General features: G+C 33.8%; 25 protein-coding genes. All 25 read right to left on the bottom strand.

Going from position 1 to position 16,642, the window contains the following annotated elements; all coding sequences use genetic code 11:
- Positions 1-7: 7 nt before the first annotated feature.
- Positions 8-268: a hypothetical protein gene (locus JRJ22_RS18970; protein ID WP_206100982.1), complete on the bottom strand. Its 261-nt coding sequence runs from the start codon at positions 266-268 to the stop codon at positions 8-10.
- On the bottom strand, positions 261-422 hold the full coding sequence (locus JRJ22_RS18975) for a hypothetical protein (RefSeq protein ID WP_206100983.1): 162 nt from the start codon (positions 420-422) through the stop codon (positions 261-263). Before JRJ22_RS18975 ends, JRJ22_RS18970 begins: the two co-directional genes overlap by 8 nt.
- Complete coding sequence (dnaE, locus tag JRJ22_RS18980; protein ID WP_332461337.1) at positions 397-3,594, bottom strand: DNA polymerase III subunit alpha; 3,198 nt, start codon at positions 3,592-3,594, stop codon at positions 397-399. The genes JRJ22_RS18975 and dnaE overlap by 26 nt, the downstream gene beginning before the upstream one ends.
- Positions 3,587-4,438, bottom strand: a complete 852-nt coding sequence (locus tag JRJ22_RS18985; protein ID WP_206100985.1) for an HNH endonuclease — start codon at positions 4,436-4,438, stop codon at positions 3,587-3,589. The genes dnaE and JRJ22_RS18985 overlap by 8 nt, the downstream gene beginning before the upstream one ends.
- Before the next feature lie 426 nt (positions 4,439-4,864).
- Positions 4,865-4,996 (bottom strand): hypothetical protein, encoded by a 132-nt coding sequence (locus tag JRJ22_RS29475; protein ID WP_269751854.1) that lies wholly within the window; start codon positions 4,994-4,996, stop codon positions 4,865-4,867.
- Positions 4,997-5,050: 54 nt separating this feature from the next.
- Positions 5,051-5,329 (bottom strand): RNA-binding protein, encoded by a 279-nt coding sequence (locus JRJ22_RS18990; protein ID WP_206100986.1) that lies wholly within the window; start codon positions 5,327-5,329, stop codon positions 5,051-5,053.
- A gap of 8 nt (positions 5,330-5,337) precedes the next feature.
- On the bottom strand, positions 5,338-6,297 hold the full coding sequence (locus JRJ22_RS18995) for a ParM/StbA family protein (protein ID WP_206100987.1): 960 nt from the start codon (positions 6,295-6,297) through the stop codon (positions 5,338-5,340).
- A gap of 203 nt (positions 6,298-6,500) precedes the next feature.
- Positions 6,501-7,214, bottom strand: coding sequence for a DNA adenine methylase (locus tag JRJ22_RS19000; protein ID WP_206100988.1), 714 nt, complete (start codon positions 7,212-7,214; stop codon positions 6,501-6,503).
- A gap of 160 nt (positions 7,215-7,374) precedes the next feature.
- Entirely contained in the window at positions 7,375-7,551 is a 177-nt protein-coding gene (locus tag JRJ22_RS19005) for a hypothetical protein (RefSeq protein ID WP_206100989.1), read from the bottom strand.
- A 56-nt stretch (positions 7,552-7,607) separates the two neighbouring features.
- Positions 7,608-8,105 carry a hypothetical protein gene (locus tag JRJ22_RS19010; protein WP_206100990.1) on the bottom strand — a complete coding sequence of 166 codons (498 nt, stop codon included), beginning with the start codon at positions 8,103-8,105 and terminating at the stop codon, positions 7,608-7,610.
- A gap of 45 nt (positions 8,106-8,150) precedes the next feature.
- The gene (locus JRJ22_RS19015) at positions 8,151-8,354 is read right to left on the bottom strand and encodes a hypothetical protein (protein WP_206100991.1); all 204 of its coding nucleotides are present in this window, start codon (positions 8,352-8,354) and stop codon (positions 8,151-8,153) included.
- Between the two features lie 48 nt (positions 8,355-8,402).
- Positions 8,403-8,795 carry a hypothetical protein gene (locus JRJ22_RS19020; protein ID WP_206100992.1) on the bottom strand — a complete coding sequence of 131 codons (393 nt, stop codon included), beginning with the start codon at positions 8,793-8,795 and terminating at the stop codon, positions 8,403-8,405.
- A 42-nt stretch (positions 8,796-8,837) separates the two neighbouring features.
- Positions 8,838-9,128, bottom strand: a complete 291-nt coding sequence (locus JRJ22_RS19025) for a hypothetical protein (protein ID WP_206100993.1) — start codon at positions 9,126-9,128, stop codon at positions 8,838-8,840.
- Positions 9,121-9,762 (bottom strand): hypothetical protein, encoded by a 642-nt coding sequence (locus tag JRJ22_RS19030; RefSeq protein ID WP_206100994.1) that lies wholly within the window; start codon positions 9,760-9,762, stop codon positions 9,121-9,123. The genes JRJ22_RS19025 and JRJ22_RS19030 overlap by 8 nt, the downstream gene beginning before the upstream one ends.
- A 392-nt stretch (positions 9,763-10,154) precedes the next feature.
- Positions 10,155-10,817, bottom strand: coding sequence for a sigma-70 family RNA polymerase sigma factor (locus JRJ22_RS19035; protein WP_206100995.1), 663 nt, complete (start codon positions 10,815-10,817; stop codon positions 10,155-10,157).
- 22 nt (positions 10,818-10,839) lie between these two features.
- Positions 10,840-11,082 (bottom strand): hypothetical protein, encoded by a 243-nt coding sequence (locus tag JRJ22_RS19040; RefSeq protein ID WP_206100996.1) that lies wholly within the window; start codon positions 11,080-11,082, stop codon positions 10,840-10,842.
- 39 nt (positions 11,083-11,121) lie between these two features.
- The gene (locus JRJ22_RS19045; protein ID WP_206100997.1) at positions 11,122-12,957 is read right to left on the bottom strand and encodes a hypothetical protein; all 1,836 of its coding nucleotides are present in this window, start codon (positions 12,955-12,957) and stop codon (positions 11,122-11,124) included.
- Between the two features lie 48 nt (positions 12,958-13,005).
- Positions 13,006-13,191 carry a hypothetical protein gene (locus JRJ22_RS19050; protein ID WP_206100998.1) on the bottom strand — a complete coding sequence of 62 codons (186 nt, stop codon included), beginning with the start codon at positions 13,189-13,191 and terminating at the stop codon, positions 13,006-13,008.
- Positions 13,192-13,226: 35 nt separating this feature from the next.
- Positions 13,227-13,586 (bottom strand): hypothetical protein, encoded by a 360-nt coding sequence (locus JRJ22_RS19055; protein ID WP_206100999.1) that lies wholly within the window; start codon positions 13,584-13,586, stop codon positions 13,227-13,229.
- Between the two features lie 135 nt (positions 13,587-13,721).
- Positions 13,722-13,886, bottom strand: a complete 165-nt coding sequence (locus JRJ22_RS19060; protein WP_206101000.1) for a hypothetical protein — start codon at positions 13,884-13,886, stop codon at positions 13,722-13,724.
- 33 nt (positions 13,887-13,919) lie between these two features.
- Positions 13,920-14,210: a hypothetical protein gene (locus tag JRJ22_RS19065; protein ID WP_206101001.1), complete on the bottom strand. Its 291-nt coding sequence runs from the start codon at positions 14,208-14,210 to the stop codon at positions 13,920-13,922.
- A gap of 150 nt (positions 14,211-14,360) precedes the next feature.
- Positions 14,361-14,609, bottom strand: a complete 249-nt coding sequence (locus JRJ22_RS19070) for a hypothetical protein (protein ID WP_206101002.1) — start codon at positions 14,607-14,609, stop codon at positions 14,361-14,363.
- A gap of 10 nt (positions 14,610-14,619) precedes the next feature.
- Entirely contained in the window at positions 14,620-14,904 is a 285-nt protein-coding gene (locus tag JRJ22_RS29785) for a CPBP family intramembrane glutamic endopeptidase (RefSeq protein WP_408637906.1), read from the bottom strand.
- A 323-nt stretch (positions 14,905-15,227) separates the two neighbouring features.
- Complete coding sequence (locus JRJ22_RS19080; protein ID WP_206101004.1) at positions 15,228-15,734, bottom strand: dihydrofolate reductase; 507 nt, start codon at positions 15,732-15,734, stop codon at positions 15,228-15,230.
- On the bottom strand, positions 15,734-16,609 hold the full coding sequence (gene thyA / locus JRJ22_RS19085; protein ID WP_206101005.1) for a thymidylate synthase: 876 nt from the start codon (positions 16,607-16,609) through the stop codon (positions 15,734-15,736). Before thyA ends, JRJ22_RS19080 begins: the two co-directional genes overlap by 1 nt.
- Between the last annotated feature and the right edge of the window lie 33 nt (positions 16,610-16,642).

A 16,642-nucleotide genomic window follows, 5' to 3' on the forward strand; every position in this document is an offset into this window, starting at 1 on the left:
TTCCTATTCATTCTCCATTTACAATCTCGTCCAAAGTTACAACTCGTGCTTGCACAGCATTTTTGATACATTGACAGTCATCATGCACACACATTCCATAAATATCTAGGATTTCACCTTCAGCAACATCACTCAGATTTACTTCCTCACCACATCCCGCACATGTAGAATAGCTACTCACCTCCTTATCCTGTAGATCAGGGAAGAATTTATTAGCATAGGATGAGTTATGATAATCAAGTTCATTATTGTTATTATATTTATTCATATTCTTCATTTTCTTTCGTTTCTAAGAGATGAATCAATGATTCCTTGAGTAGTAGTTCATAGTATTCGTCTGAGATTGAACGACTAAGTAGATTTTCAATTGATGATTTGGATAGTTTGGCGGGATTATCATTTTGCTGTGCTTGCGGATTCATTTTTCTTGGTCTCCTTTTGAATATACTTTGTGTAACCAGTGATCCATACATCGGTTTGATCAGTAGGTTTGAAGCCTCCCGCGCCGTCAGGCACTTGCCTTTGTTTCTTTTGGTGACTTGTAATCTCGATCATGTCGCCTTTTTTAATAACAAGATTCTTATCTTTATTATTAAAAGTCTTCTTATCCATTTTAAAATTATATTCTTCACCTGTTTTGAGGCGATACAGTTTTAACTTTGGACTATATTTTGTGTCTAGGTCGGTTACAACGCACCAGTTGGATTCTACGTTGGGATAAGTTGTAGTTATATATCCCGTCACTTCAGATTCAAACATTACAACTTCATTCGGCAAGAGTTCTGGATAATCATCAGATGAACGAATATTATTCTCTGCTAATCTCAATTCTTCTAACCGTTTAAATTTTGTTTTTTCAACATACGTCTTTTTGTACTGTGCTTTGCCACTTGAGAATTCGTTATAGATGGCGAGTAGCAATCCACAAGACCCGTATTTTGAAAAGAAGTTTAGCCTAATTAGGATATCGAGTTGACGAGTATTTACCGATGTGTTCTCTGAAATATCAACCAATAAATCAATAAAGTATTCATATGTATTCCCACTTAGCAACAACAATTCTTCGGCTATTTTGGCATTGAGGAATTTAATAGATTCAAGCCCTTTGTATATCGTTCTATCTTCTTCGTTATAAGAATATGCTGCATTTGATTTACCAAATGTGATAGGCGATATCTTAATATCTCTTGTCTTAGCGTAATTAATAATTTGACCAGTCTTATCAATGTCATCTTTATTGATATTAAGCATGACAGTTAAGAATGCTAAAGGATAATAATATCTTAGATAACCATTTCCATATCCTATGTGTGAGTATGGGTTGGAATGATTGTCGGAAAATCCATAAAATTGTGCCGAATCAATAACTTGTAAAAATGGTTCTAAAACTGATACAGCAACTTCCTCTGTTTCGTCGTAATCTCTAATCATTTTATTTACGAAACGCTTTCTAATCTCAGGAAGGAACTTCTCAGTACCTTCTTTTTTCGAGAGACCGCGACGAACAGAATCGCTTTCAGCCATTGAAAAATCGCAAAATTCAACTAGAAAGTTCATGATTTGTTCTTGGTATACTAGATAACCCATTGTATTTTTCAGAAAATTATTAAGCGCTTCATGTCCATGATCTTTAAATATTCCATTAGCTAAGTCTTGACGATATGAATCTCCAGATGGTCTGATTGCCCCGTTACCAATTGAAAATAGTTCAATATAACTAAAGTCAGGGTGTTGCTGCTTTATTTTATGTATTGTTTCTGGACTCAACAAGTCTTTTAGATAGGATTGCGCAGACGAACTTTCCCACTGGAATATTCCAAGCCCAGACTCCCTAATTGAATTCCATACATTCTCGTCATTAACATCCATATTGTCTGGAACCAGTCTCTCTATTCCCGCTAACTTACACGCTTCGTTAATGATTTCATTGTTATCTAGGCCAAGAATATCGAGTTTGACATAATTAAGGCCATCGAGTTCCTTCATATTGATCTGACTGACTGGATACTTACTCTCCTTTGTGTAACATAGACCGATATTATCCTCAAGTCCTATGGGCGAAACCACATATCCAGATGGATGAGAACCAATGCTAACGATTACTCCTTGAACCAAGTCAACGAACTTAAATAGTTCGGGGTATTTTTCTCTGTATTTTGAATCAATATCGTCTTTTCTTTCATTGTTTTTGAACACTGCTTTTGCAATCTCATCGACAACAGATAAATCCATATTTAATGCTCTGCCTACTTCTCTTATAGCTCCCTTTAGTGCTACAGTATTGAAGGTAATAATTTCAGAGAAATGAATCCCCGGAATAGTTGCTACATAATCAATAACATCTTGTCGTTTTGAGGGAGGCCAATCCTGGTCTATATCAGCTAAAGAGATACGTTCGGGATTTAAAAATCGGAAGAAATTTAGCTTATGTTTTATGCTATCCATCTCAGTAATTTTTAGCAGATATGCAATTAGACTCCCATTTACCGAACCGCGACCATACCCTTGATAAATTTCATGTTTATGCGCCCAATCAACCACATCTTTTTGAAGCAACATGTAATCAATTGCTCCGACTTTCTTATATGTATCAAACTCTTCTCTAATTCGTTCAAAATACTTTTGCTTTTTTTCTGGAGGAAACTTGTTTATTCCTCTTTCAACTACTCCAATATTAATTTTTTCTTTAAACACTTTTTCTGAATCGTCGTGCAATTTTGGATACTTTGGAGAAGCATCGAGTTTAAACTCTTCGACCATATCAACGAGTACATTTGTATTATGTATGGCTTCAAGATAAGCACTTCTAGGAATTGCATTCTGATCTTCGAACATCTTAATTATCTCTGGATACGTTTTAAATGTGAGATCGAACGCATCTTCATCTCCATAAGTAGCACCTTTAGCCTTCATTAGTATTGTTCTTGCTTCGGCATGAGACTTATTAAGGGCATGAGTGTCGGTTGCAGCTATAAGTGGAATGCCTGTTGATTTAGAGAGATCGTAAAGATGTTGATTAAAAATTCGTTGTTCGGGATGCATGTGATACTGAATTTCGAAAAACATTCTATGTTTATTCTTTACAAAGAAATCCATCAATTTATTAAACATCTGCTTATTGTCGTTCTTAATCGCTCTCCATAATGGAGATGCAAGGCAAGCAGAAGTCATGATGATATTGTCTGAAGTATTAAACAGATCATCGAACGACAAACGCGGATTATAATATTTATGACCATCTTCTTGGTTGTTAGAGAGAGAGGTTAGTTTGTTTAATTCTTGTACACCTTCCCAATTCCTACTAATCAGCATATAGTGATAATTGTCACGGATTAAACCCTTTTCTTTATCTATGTATTCGGTAAGATATACTTCGTTGGCATGAATATATTTCATACCCTTTTCTTCTAAGTATTGCTTCTTTTTTACCCAGTTAAAGATATTACCATGCTCTGAGAAGCAAATCGTTCTCATCTCTGCTTCTTCTGCTGCTTTAATATATTGTTCAAATTTTGTAACAGAGTCAACACTCATCGATGTGGTCGGATTGGAGTGCATGGAATGTAGGTGGTAAATGGTGTAATTGTCATTCATTTTTATAGTTCACCCCATACTTTTCGAACAGATGCGCCTGTGGCGGATAGTCTGGATAGTAGTATATTTCTGCTCTCAACCTTTTTCTCACGGCGTCCTCAAACAACTTTTTATGACCAAGTTCAATTCTTGTTCCGTTGAAGTTAATAAATGCTCTCCATGATTTTGCATTTTTATTATATGTTACTCCTGTGACACCGCTGACGTTATTTCCTCGCAAGCCAGTATTGATAGAGTTTATAGATTTGTTCACTATTCTTAGGTTGCATCTTCGATTATCTAGTGGATTTCTATTTATATGATCTACTATCTCACCATCTTTTGGGTGCATTAATAATTGATGCATCATGCAATTAATTTCACTCCTTCCATTTCCTGTTGACGGATATCCCCAATTATTCTCCCGCCATTTATGCCTCGACAATAAATCTACATCTTCTAAGTCAACTATTGCCCTACTGGTCTCTTCGTTTTTTGAGTTATACATTATTATTTCTGCATATGTATCAAACTTAATTACTTCATTTGGATCATTAATTGTTCTTTTGAGTATTTTACCGAAATTCCACATATGATCATAATGTCTTCTGCATAGCATTTGATTGGAGCTTCTGTAATAAATAGCTTCTTCCGCCCCACACACTTCACAAATTCTCTCTCTATCCATATGACTTTTATTTATATCTGTAATTAACCCATACAATCTTACTTGCGTATAATGCTTCAGACACAATAATCTTCCTTTAAATTCTCCCTCTACACCGCATTGACGTATTTCTTTGTCGTCGTTACAGATATCACAAATTCTATTATCTCTTCTTCTTGAACGTATGGTGTCGGTCAAAAATCCATTTCTATATATTTGTTGTTTATGCTTATGACATAATAAATTGTACTTATATCTTTCGACGTTTTTAATCCTCGATACTCTATGGTCGTCGCCACATACATCACAGTATAGATTATCTATTTTTAATCACATCCTTTATTAATATATTTATTCTTTATATTTAGATAAAATATTGACTTCATCAAATTAAATCTACTTGATATCTTACCGCGCTTTTCTGAATGGCTGTTATTTCAACTGTATCCATCTTCATTGACTTAGCCATCATTTCGACCTTTTCAAGTCCAGGCCATGTAGTACATGTTTCGAGACATCTCTTTTCTAGATTGTTCGAATCCAAATATAAGATTTCATATTCTGTGTCAAAACTTTCTGAGTCATATATAATCATCATAAAACACCTCTTTCATATGTATATATTTATTCATCTATCTTAGCTAGTTGCATTTGAAAAATAGCCATCAAAGTAAGTACAATAGCACAATCAGAACGTCCTAAAAGAATCAGTAAAATATCAAATGAAGCAACAATCCAAAAATAAAAATGTTTCATAAAAGCCCTCCCTTCTCGCATCATTCCAATTTATATGTATCAAGTAGGCATAGCCTACTCGGTAATAAACTTATTTAGTGCTGCTTCTAATTCATCTTCATCGTCAGTCTCTATCTGATCTAGTTGGACACTTTGGTCAATCGTTACCGCAGCTTCACTGTTATTCTCTTCAACCAATACCTGACTCCCAAGCAATTGCGGAACTCTTCCTTTGTGTCCAAATAAAAACTGTCTTAATGCTTCTCTGAGAATATCGCTCTCATCATAATATGGAGGTAAATTACTAAGAGCCTTCTTGATATCCTCATCTTTTTTTGGTCTCAGCCTAGCCATTACAACTTTTACCCCCATAATCTCACCCCAACATTCTCATAACCTTCAACCTGAGCCAATTGACCAAAAAGCATCTTATTGTTTAGAGTAAGTAGATCATAGATATGATGAGCAGCACCGCCACCAATAAAGTAATGGTCAAAGTTGATATTCAATCCTTCAACCTCATTTTGAATTTGAATGGCTAATGCCTGGAATGCTTTTCTTATTAGTGGTTTGATATTATAACCTTCATATGACCCCGATCTTACATGCTTATCGAGTTCATAGATTGATGGTGATTTACCTACATGGTCAATCAGGTATTTTCTAAGCAACTTGTATGCCTTTTCGACTCCTAATAGGAGACTGGTTGATTCTTTCATGATATCTAATTTATCAAGACCCAATAAATTTAGAGTGTAAAAGCCCAGATCAATAACGAGTATCTTTTTCCTTGCTACATATGTGTTGATGAGCTTACCCTCTTTATCTAAAAGAAAACTCATTGCAATTCCATAACCTTGCGGATATATCTTATATTTATTTATATTGAGTTTTATATCGTTGATTTCTCTGTTTCCTTTTTTAATGTTATATGTACTTTGTTCTGATAGTGAATCCAATAACTTCTCCATATCAGCCATTTGTTTAAAGTAGAACAAGACAGGCAATCCAGTAATCATGTTGAAAGGCTTACTTTTGTTGAGATACCCAAGTGCAGTTTTCAGTAGAACGTCTGAAGTCATTGCTTCACTTTTATTATCTTTAAGGGAAAAGTATTTGATATCGCTAAACTGCTGTGCCAATTCTCCAATAAATAGTTCATCGTTGTATGAGAAATAATTAGATTTGATATTCTGTTCAAACATGGGTTGTGGTTCACCAGTTATTGAAGGCTGAAGATAGACTGTCCGGCCTTTCTTAGCCTTCGTGTAGCTAAATCCTAAATCAACTACACTAAGTTCAGGTGTTACAATTAAAGACATGATATAACCTCCTCATATGCTTAATGCAAAGTAAATCATTTTGATGTACTTGTCATACAAACCTTATAAGTTGATTATATCATCTTTATTTTATAATGTACATATTTTTATTCATTAAATATTATTCCTCATGAAATGGTTCTTTTATCAAGATTAGTGATTCAAAATGTCCAATGAAATCAAGGGTTTTTGAAACATATGTATTAACTTGCTTCGCCAATTATGTATAATTTCTCAGTGTCACTTTTACGACTGTTTTTGTCAAGAGTCGTGGTCAATGTTTTCTCATAGATAATATTAAAATCTTCAGGAGCGTTGTATTCGCTAACTAAGACCACATTCTCTTTTGACATTTCTCTGACCCAATTCCAAAATTTATTATAATCGAAATCCTTACTCGTTCCATATTGTGTTGTTCCTTGATATGGTGGATCGCAGTAGATGAGACAGTTCTTGTAATTTGAAAAATATGTATAGTCTACATTCAAAAATTGCACATCCCCGAGCTTCTCGACTTGCTTCAGGATATTTCTAACTGATTCGTCGTAGTAGTTTCTATATGTATCTATTTTTGTTTTAACGATTCCGGCATAACCGCCAAACCACTTTGCATTATAAGTTGCACAAAATCCAGCTATTGATACAAGTTCTTTACTATATTTATTTTTATTATCTCTAATCTGTTGGTACTGTTCTTTAGTTAACTGTTCTGGCGGCTTCCAGCCTTGCTGCAACTTACTCCACATTTCAATTAGATAATCGTTGTTGTCGGAACCAATTCGATTTTCACATTTAACGTGTTCGATCATGTTGGCTCCACCAACAAATGGCTCTATGTATGTTGATATATTATTTTTACTTATTAAATCATTGATTTTAGGAGCAATGTCCTTTGCCAACCTTGCCTTACTACCCATGTATTTAATAAAAATCTCTCCTTTTATTTTGATAAAACTAACGATTTATTAAATCTATTCTACTGTCTTCGTTCCAATGATAATCACTTAGTTTGCTAAGTTCTTCATAGGTCTTCATATTTTTCTCCTTTATATCTTAATAAAATCTGGATTTTAAAAATCATGCTCCAATCTCATGCAGCAATGATTCTACTGTTCTAATCAAATCATTAGATTCTTCAATTGCATCCTCATTGCCCCAACTACTTTCTGCCATTGCATCAATCCATTCTTTTAAATCGTCTTTTGTTACTTCTAGGAGTCTTAATGCTTCCTGCATTTGCTCGATAATTCCCATATTTATTCTCCTTTTAATAAAATTTATGTTTGATTAAATTATATAATTATGTATATTTACTCATTAATACTTTTATATGTATTTGTCAATTCTTCAAACCACACTTTATCACCAATAGCTAGTGAGAAATCAATCAAATCGCGTAACTCTTCTTGCTTAATTTCTGTTTTATCATCATGATATACTCTAGCCACAATATCAATCAACTCCATAACTTCCGCATTGCCCATTGTTGTTTTTAATGTGATATCGTCTTTAACTTTAAAATCAAACTCAACCCTAACCATTTCAGGGAACACTCTTGCGATGCAATCACCAAGTTTTTGATACGTAATATATCTTACTGATGGATACCCGTAGTAATCACGCACGGTATATTTAAGAATACCTTCATCGATATCTTTTACAATGAAATGCCATTCGGAATTGTATTTATCGTAGCGAAACTTTAGCCAGTCAATATTCACTTTAAGCGTTGATGGAGTTTGGTTGTGTTGCGTAGTTAGTTGATCACGAACAATCTCCAGGATTTGAGGTTTACTCAATTCAATCATACATTCGCCTCTCGTCTTATTTTATTTGTTCATGAAAGTAAAGTTTTATAAGATTTTGTGCGTACCAGTTTGGCCGCTCAATTCTTTGAGCAAAGAATTATATAAACCCTCACTAATGTGTTTATACTCAAATCCAGAACCAGACACGAGTCCTACAGAGTAGTTATTTTCTTGTTCGTCGTGAATAACAAGCACCGAACAGTCTTTCATTTTTAATATCTTCGCCGTACCACTTGGTTCAGTTCGCAATTTTAAAACCCCCTATAATTTATTTATAAAATTCAGTTTTTATTATGTTTAACTATGCTCATCTTTTAATAGTTCACTAATAAAAATAAAACATGAGTCAATGTTTCCCTCAAACATTTTTTCGTTAAAGCTACTATACAATTGCCCCATCCCACCAAGACAAGAGTCATCCATTTTCATGAATAAGCTAATACACGAAGTTCCATGGTAATTGTAATAAAGAGGGAACGTCATCTCTTTAGAATAGTCAAAATCATATATAATCTCCCAATCTTCGGCCAATAGATAATTCATATTGCAGTCAATTATCACATCGTTTGTTTGGTTCGGGCCATGATATAAATACAGACCATAGTCTTTTTTGATCAATCGTTCATTTAATTCATTGGAGTATGCTATCTCATCGTTGCCCATTTTGTTTGCTAGTTCTACAATATTCATTATATTCTCTCCTTTAATTATCTTCATAAAAGTCTCATTTGATTAAACTTCAAACTCATCTTCTTGGATTACGCATTTTTGCTTATGCACTAAATCAACTGCCTTATAAAGTGGAATCTCAGAATCGATAATGTCTACGAGTAGAACTTTTTGTCCAATGTCAAAGCAATGACCCGCAAACTCGTTAACAATAGTGACTTCTTGAAGATAGTATTTATTTAGTCTTTCAAAATCGTTTAGCATCGCCTCAATTTGTTGTTCTGACTTACCATTTAGATATCCAATCATTTTATCTCTCCTCATAATTTTTGATAAAAGCAGCCTTTCATTCAAAGATTAATCCACCATAGAATTCATGGAACAATCCTGTATTCTCAGCAAAGCCCATTTCCAATTCTTTTCGCTTTTCATCGTATAATTTAGCTGACTCGTCAGTTAAACAAGTATCCCAATCTTCGGGAAAGTCACCATTTTGCTTTTCCCATTTTCTAATTTTTCTTGACTTGCAGTTTTCTTGAACCCACTCACAGAACCGATCTTCAATTAGATCAATAATATCTTTGACTCTATAATTAAATCCTTGTTTCCCATTCATATACCAACCAGAAGGCACTTTTTCGATATGTATGTTACTTTCACTGAAAAACGGTATTAACCCTGTCTTTTCACTACTGATTTGAATATTACTATGATCTTTATGACGATAAACAACAGCAAAGTTATTCTTAGTTATGTTTACAACAATACCTTCCAACTTCAATCTATCAACTTGCAATGCTTGCCGTATTGGATGATTCCAGTATCTTGTATCCAACCCATTAAGCCATACATTGGCTTCGACTTGGTTTTGATTAGACACGATTCTACCGTGTGTCAATAATGGAGCCCTAATAACTCCGTCCTCTAGTGGTGTTAGAAGTCTAATTCTATCACCCTCGCCAATGGTCAAATGCTTTTCATTTCTCAAATTTCTTATCCTCCCTCAATTTCTTAATCAAATGCATCATTTATACAATTCAATATGTATTATTATTTTTATCCTTATCATCTAAATGTAGATATTGTCTCCAAGCAACAACTACCATAGCTAATGTAAAGCAGAGCCAACTTAGTGTGTTTGGTGAATTTGTAATCCAGCAGACTATAAAAATAATTCCAAACCATAGTATTGCTGCACTAGTAATTATAAAATTCATAATCTTTTCTCTTTCTTACCCATATCATATCCAATTGAAATTGCTCCAATTAATATGAACAGTGTAGCTAAAACAATTAGTAATGTATCTGAGAAGCATAGAGCTGCAATATAGCCGATAATAGCCAAGGTAAATATAATGCCGAATGCAACAGAATCCCAATTTAACAACTAATCTTCACCTCATCATCTAATTCTGATTTTAACTTTTCGATGTTCTTCCTATGTATTTGATGTGCTCTTTGTTTTGATATGCCCACTTCTTGCCCTATCTCTTCAAATGTCTTTCCTTCGATAAAAAACTTGTACGCAACCTGCCGATCTCTTTCACTTAAACATTTACTTGCTATGTATTCGAACTCAGTTATTGCCGCTGAACTAACCGCTTCTTCATCCACTGGCGTAGAAAAATTATCCCCAACAATTTCTTCAAGATATTTCTCTCTTCCACCATTCTTATCTACTTTTGTTTTCTCGTTGAGACTGATAATGTTGTATTTGTTTCTTCCTTTATATTTTTGCTTACTTAGTGCTTTAATATATTCTCTTTCAATGCATAGCGTAATAAATGATATTAGTTTTATCCCCTTTTCTGGTGCATATGAATTGAACGCCTTTAACATTCCTTCAAATCCATAACTTAGTAAATCATCGTATGTTAGAAATGAGTTATTCTTGTTAAACCATTTATTTGCCAATTGCTGAACCAGGGGATAATTATTTTCAAAGAATTTCTCACGCAACTCGTTATTTTGTGTCTTGCGAAATTCAATAATAGCTTCTTCATTGTTAAAATTCGGGTCTCTTTTTAATCTTTTAAGATTCATATATTATCCTTTCTTGGTGATATTATTTTACTTCTATACTTTTACTTTGGTACGAGAATCCAAAGATCATATCTCCATCATAGTCTTCTTCATTGTCACTATTAAACCATTCATCATATTGTTGTTCTTTTAATTTGTCTTTTTTCTTTAATTCTTCAACAGCAGTCATTGCATCTTGTTCCTTGTAATAAGCAGAAATAACTTGACATGAATCGTGATCAAATTGTTCTACTAAATAAATTATCATAGGTTTATATTCCTCCATTTAATATATTTTTTCTAATAAAACATAGATTTGATGAGATTAAGCAACGGCTAATGTGTTGATAATCCGCTCATAAAGATCATCTGGTTTCACTTTAATTTCATCGAAGTTCATTAAATTCAACTCACGAACGATTTCCTTTAGATTTAACAAAATAAATTTGTAGTCTTCTAAGTCTAAATCGTCATTCAGATCATTTCGCAGCTTAGTCTTATTTATTACCGTTCTGTCGATATAAACCTTATTATTAATATAATCGTGAATTGCGACAAATTTATCTTCGATTGCTTCAATGGTGTGTCCTAATACCTCTACAGATGTTTCCTTAAGAACCATGAGATCCCCAATAGCAAATACATTTCTGTTAAAACCAATCATGCGACTAACCATATCGAGCAACATCATAGCCCTGCATTCTGTGTTCTGGAGTTCAGTGTTTGATAGTGTTGCTCTTATTTTAGTTTTTTCCGTTAGCTGAGAAATATGAACGATATTATGTTCTCTTCCCAATAATTCTAAAACACTACTTTCAAATTTATTTCTTGAAACAACGATCTTCAGCTTGTAGTACTCTGCAATCTTAAATTTCGCTTCCTGTTCGATTACTTGATCAAATCCTAACCAGAATACTGGCTCAGAATCAAATTCAAGTTGCTTACCCTTTTTCTCTTCGAGTTTATTTCCGTCTATCTTTGGCTCACTGTAGCCTCCAGAACTGCCTTCATCTCCATACCAAGATTGAATTCCTTCTGCCAATGGAGCCTTCTGTTTAACCTCGCTCTCAATTTGAACCTCATCATAGTTGGATTCGGACTGCTTTGCTGCTTTGGAATTAAGGAATACTTCATATTGATTAATCGTCTTCATCTCTGCATTATCACGTTTTGCCAATGCAATACCACTTAAGTATTTAGAGTCCTTTTCATTTTCAGTATTAAAAATAAGAAAGGTCATTTCATTCTTCAATTTATTCTTATCAGCATAATAAGAAATCGAATCAATATGATTGTCTATGTATTTTTGTTCCCCATTAAGGAAGCTGTCATTTGCTAATTCTTGAATATGTGTTTTTACCTTGATTAGAAACTCATTATATTTAGTGTCTCTGATGATATCCTTGCGGTCTGGTGAAGTGAGATTTAGTGCCTTGTCTGTGATGTGTAAATCTCCTTTTACATAGTAGAGATTTTCCAGCTTGGTTACAAAACGCCCCTTATAAAATATATTCAAGTCTTGGCAAAACCCTGTGCTTAGAGCAATCCATCCTTTAAGTGTTTTATCATTAATCTTACTAATGAAGACACTACCATCTCCTTCAGTTAAATCCTTCTTTGCTTGTAGCTGCCCATCGCAATAAATATCGAGTTCATGCACATACTTACCAAGCATTTCTACTCGCTCTCTAATACTGGATGTACCAACTTGCTTAAAGTCAAAGTTATTAAGTATTAATTTGAACCCATCATATGTATTATCAATCTCATTGACTTCGATCTGAGTTTTATTGTTTTGGATCATGTCAGAAACATTAAAGATGATGTGCTTGTTTCCGGTAAACACTTCGATATAATCACTCACTGTAATGTTGCTGAAGAAGCCCATTCCAAAAGGTGATTCCGATTTTTGAATATCCTCATCCCATTCTGATTCAGCGATTGAGAATAGTGCCTGTGGGTTTAGAAGAATCTTGCCATTGTTCTCAATTGTTACTTTGTCATTGTAATAATCTACAGTTACTTTTACTTCAGTAGCCTTTGCTCGTTGTGCGTTTTGAATGTCCTCATCTAAGAATGATAATTTATCTTTGAATGTGCTTTGGCGTAGCAGCTTTAATTGATTGATAACATTTACTTTTACTTCTACCGGATTGGTCATTTAGTTTCTCCTTTTATTGTTTTTTTGATGAACTAGATATTTTACAGGCTACTCTGCTTCTTCGATTTTGATAATCCCACTTGCTACTGCTAAATCAATATTAAATGGTAGTCTTTTCATATGACTCTCAGTTGTTTTAGATGATTTATACTTACATCCAATCATTGAGCCATCTAAGTTAAAACGGACATAGCCATTCCCACATCTAATTACATATTGTTTTTCCGTTTCCAAATATCTGCTCCTCCTTTTTTGATAAAACAGGTATTTTATTTACTTTGTAACTCCCTAGATACGATATAAACATTGGCTGCAAATTTCCCCGTTACGTTATTCATTGCCCACCACACTTCTTTGCCTTCGGTTATTGCTTTTACTGCTTCGCTATAATTATGACCCCTCTTGGGATTGATCACTGCGATAATTTTATCTGTGTCACCATCAATGATATATATCTTTCTATACTTTTCCTTTCCAATTCTCTTTAATTCACAGTCTGGGCATAACTCCTCTTTTTCTTCAGTAATGTAGTAAGTCTCGTTGTGTTTTTTGCCGCACTTATCGCAGATGTGATAAAAATATCCGTAAGTGGCGTTTCCAATTTGGTGACAGTCTGTTTGATGAGTCATGTCCATTCTCCTCTTATTTTATATTTTGATAAAACTCGTCTTTTATGAAGTTTTTTGATGAAAAATACGTTGATTTTAAAGGGTTTTATTGTGATTAAATATCATAATCTCGTTCGTTTTTTGATCTCTGTTAGTTTATTCATAGTCCGTCACCAGTCCCTTTATTGAGTCATAAGCCCATACTTTGAGATTTGTTCTGATCTTTTTTTGCTGAAGTGGTGTAATAATCCCCAAGCTTTTCATGCGTTCTAATGCTTCCGCTAATGAAATTACCGTTTCGTCTATCTGTTGTTTATTCATAGTCTAATCTAAGCCCCCTGTACGCCCTTATTATTAAACCACAATGTTATAATACCTACGCTCATGTGCAACTTTCCGATATTCATCTACTTGATAATAATCGTCATTCTTTTCCATATCAATTACTGTATTTACTTCTCCAATTTCAACCGTAAATCTCAAATTATAATACTGAATCACTCTGCAAGGATATGTATATACTACTTTGCCCAAATCAACAGCACGTTTAATCTTGTAATCAATTCCTTCGTATGTATCACATTTATTTGTGCTTACTGGACACAGTTCCATATATTTATCTCTTACATATTGACTAATCTTCATACGTTCCCTCCATATAATCGGTATTGTTTAGTTGATTCATGTGATAATCAAATTTGCCTTGTTCGTAGGCCATACGATAATGAAATACTCTTGACTGTTTGAATAGTTTAGAATAGAAAAGCATGTCGATAAATCTGTTATAGCATCGTTTCAATTAATAATCACTCCTCCTGTGATATTTACATAATCTCCATTGCGATAAAGTTTGATTGGTCTATTATTCTCATCCTCTTGATAACGTACAAGTTCTTCATATGTATTGTTTGTCGGTTTAAATTTTAAACCATCCTTAGTTATATATTCGTGTTTCCCATCAATAATAAAGCTTGTGCTTTTGCGTTCATCATTCTCTCCCCAGCATAGAGATAAAATTGTTTGAACATCTGGACTTAGTTTCATATGTATTAACTCACCCCTTTATTGATTGGCTTAGGATTGCAAGATAGTTGAATATGAAATGGCTGAATATTGGAACCAGGATGTTATCTGATTTGCGATAATAATAACACCACACAAGTCCTATAAATATGTACCCGATGAATCCAATTGAGTTAAAATGCAATAAGGCAAAGATTATAGAGCTTATAGATGCTGCTGCCCACCAATTTAAATGCTTCTCTATTTTTATTAATAAAAATTTTCTGAACAGCAATTCCTCCACTACTGGACTAAATAGTACAGCATAAATGTACATAATTGGCGTTTTGGGGATTGCTTGTTGTGCTGGGACAGTTAAAAAGATTGCAGAAATTCTTGATAATATACTGAATCCGACGATTGAGACACAGAACGAATATAAGACTTGGTTAATTGATAACGAGTTTAGGTTGAGCAAATCAATCTTAAACGTCTTACTTCGGACATAGAGAATAACGACGAGAATTAGTGTAGGAACAATGTTTAGTGCCAATAGCAAATTATTGAATCGCCTTCTTTCTTGGAATAAAAAATGAGTACAGGTTTTGTATTTCTTTAACCTGTACTCATCATATCACAAATTATTCTGTTTGTATATATTTATTTATTAAATCTTTTGTACCGTTTTATTGTCAAGTTGTAATCGGTATCTTGACCTTTAGGTATAAGTCTTTCATGAATACATTCCCATTCAGATATGTTATATTCGGGAAAATAAGTATCTCCCTCAAACTCAGCATCGATGTGAGTAATAATCATGTTATCTGCATAGGGGAGAAATTGCAAGTAAATTGATGAACCACCGATAATGTAAGTCGATCTTAAGTCATCAATAATAGAGTGAACTAATACATCATCTATGTGGTCATAGACATATCCATCAGGTGGAATTGGATATTCTTTTTGTGAGGTCAGGATGATATTTGTTCGTTTAGGAAGGGATTTTCCAATTGATTCAAATGTCGATTTACCCATGACCACATTGTTGTACAAAGTAGTTGCTTTGAAGAAATTTAAGTCTGCTGGAATGTGCCAGGGAAGTTGATTGTTTGAGCCGATAAGTCTATTTCGATCCATTGCTACGATAATTGTTAATGGATAGGTCATTAAATTGCAACCTCCATAGGTATTTTATCGTGGTGTTTATAGTTAATTAGTTTGAAATCGTCAATAGTAAAGTCATCGAAGTTTTTGATGTCAGGATTAATCCATAATTCTGGTGCTTCATAACTCGTTCTTGATATTTGCTCTTTTAGTGGATCAATATGTCTCTCGTATACATGACAATCATTAATATTAAATGTTAGGGTTCCCATTTCATAGCCTGTCACTTGAGATATCATACGCTGTAGGACGTAGTATTGGAATATGTTAAAGGGGTTCCCTAATGCAACATCATTCGATCTTACCCCAACAATAAGATGTAGTTTTCCTTCTTTAACAAGCCATTGACTATGCCATACGCAAGGATATAGATTCATAAATCTTAAATCATCTATATTCCAAAGAGAAATAACGTGTCTTCTTGAAGAAGGATTTGTTTTTAATTCATGAATAAGGTTATCAACCTGATTCGTAGGAGTCATAACGTCTACTATTGACCCATAATATTCTGCTTTTTCGCCACGATCAACATCAATTCGTTTGCCTAGTTGATAACCATACGCCTTTCCAATTGAGTTATTGTTACCAGTCCACTCTTCCCATATCTTCACATTGTTTTCGCGTAAGTAAGACACATCGCTTGTACGTTTAATATAAAACCAAATCAACTCATGAATTGCAGTTTTCCAAGCGACTTTCTTAGTTGTTAAAATAGGAACTTCTGTATTATCAAGCCTTATTTGTTTTGAGACAATACTTTTCGTATATGCAGGAGTGCCATCCTTCCATTTAGTTCTTACTTCTTGATCTTTATCCCATACACCATTATTGATTATGTCTTCAACCATTTCTTTATAAATCAAATCGAATTTGCTCATTGATTGCCTCCTGATATTAAATCTGAAAAGGCG

This window comes from Paenibacillus tianjinensis, assembly GCF_017086365.1.
GTDB lineage: Bacteria > Bacillota > Bacilli > Paenibacillales > Paenibacillaceae > Paenibacillus_AQ > Paenibacillus_AQ tianjinensis.

What these genes read in the sequence shown, in the direction of transcription:
- JRJ22_RS19055 (WP_206100999.1), bottom strand. Translation starts at nt 13,586, where the DNA reads ATGACTCATCAAACAGACTGTCACCAAATTGGAAACGCCACTTACGGA.
- JRJ22_RS19045 (WP_206100997.1), bottom strand. Translation starts at nt 12,957, where the DNA reads ATGACCAATCCGGTAGAAGTAAAAGTAAATGTTATCAATCAATTAAAG.
- dnaE (WP_332461337.1), bottom strand. Translation starts at nt 3,594, where the DNA reads ATGAATGACAATTACACCATTTACCACCTACATTCCATGCACTCCAAT.
- JRJ22_RS19000 (WP_206100988.1), bottom strand. Translation starts at nt 7,214, where the DNA reads ATGGGTAGTAAGGCAAGGTTGGCAAAGGACATTGCTCCTAAAATCAAT.
- JRJ22_RS19005 (WP_206100989.1), bottom strand. Translation starts at nt 7,551, where the DNA reads ATGGGAATTATCGAGCAAATGCAGGAAGCATTAAGACTCCTAGAAGTA.
- JRJ22_RS19035 (WP_206100995.1), bottom strand. Translation starts at nt 10,817, where the DNA reads ATGAATCTTAAAAGATTAAAAAGAGACCCGAATTTTAACAATGAAGAA.
- JRJ22_RS19065 (WP_206101001.1), bottom strand. Translation starts at nt 14,210, where the DNA reads ATGAAGATTAGTCAATATGTAAGAGATAAATATATGGAACTGTGTCCA.
- JRJ22_RS29785 (WP_408637906.1), bottom strand. Translation starts at nt 14,904, where the DNA reads ATGTACATTTATGCTGTACTATTTAGTCCAGTAGTGGAGGAATTGCTG.
- JRJ22_RS19040 (WP_206100996.1), bottom strand. Translation starts at nt 11,082, where the DNA reads ATGGAGGAATATAAACCTATGATAATTTATTTAGTAGAACAATTTGAT.
- JRJ22_RS18995 (WP_206100987.1), bottom strand. Translation starts at nt 6,297, where the DNA reads ATGTCTTTAATTGTAACACCTGAACTTAGTGTAGTTGATTTAGGATTT.
- JRJ22_RS19020 (WP_206100992.1), bottom strand. Translation starts at nt 8,795, where the DNA reads ATGAATATTGTAGAACTAGCAAACAAAATGGGCAACGATGAGATAGCA.
- JRJ22_RS18975 (WP_206100983.1), bottom strand. Translation starts at nt 422, where the DNA reads ATGAATCCGCAAGCACAGCAAAATGATAATCCCGCCAAACTATCCAAA.
- JRJ22_RS19080 (WP_206101004.1), bottom strand. Translation starts at nt 15,734, where the DNA reads ATGACCTATCCATTAACAATTATCGTAGCAATGGATCGAAATAGACTT.
- JRJ22_RS19060 (WP_206101000.1), bottom strand. Translation starts at nt 13,886, where the DNA reads ATGAATAAACAACAGATAGACGAAACGGTAATTTCATTAGCGGAAGCA.
- JRJ22_RS19010 (WP_206100990.1), bottom strand. Translation starts at nt 8,105, where the DNA reads ATGATTGAATTGAGTAAACCTCAAATCCTGGAGATTGTTCGTGATCAA.
- JRJ22_RS18970 (WP_206100982.1), bottom strand. Translation starts at nt 268, where the DNA reads ATGAATAAATATAATAACAATAATGAACTTGATTATCATAACTCATCC.
- JRJ22_RS29475 (WP_269751854.1), bottom strand. Translation starts at nt 4,996, where the DNA reads ATGAAACATTTTTATTTTTGGATTGTTGCTTCATTTGATATTTTACTG.
- JRJ22_RS19070 (WP_206101002.1), bottom strand. Translation starts at nt 14,609, where the DNA reads ATGAAACTAAGTCCAGATGTTCAAACAATTTTATCTCTATGCTGGGGA.
- thyA (WP_206101005.1), bottom strand. Translation starts at nt 16,609, where the DNA reads ATGAGCAAATTCGATTTGATTTATAAAGAAATGGTTGAAGACATAATC.
- JRJ22_RS18990 (WP_206100986.1), bottom strand. Translation starts at nt 5,329, where the DNA reads ATGGCTAGGCTGAGACCAAAAAAAGATGAGGATATCAAGAAGGCTCTT.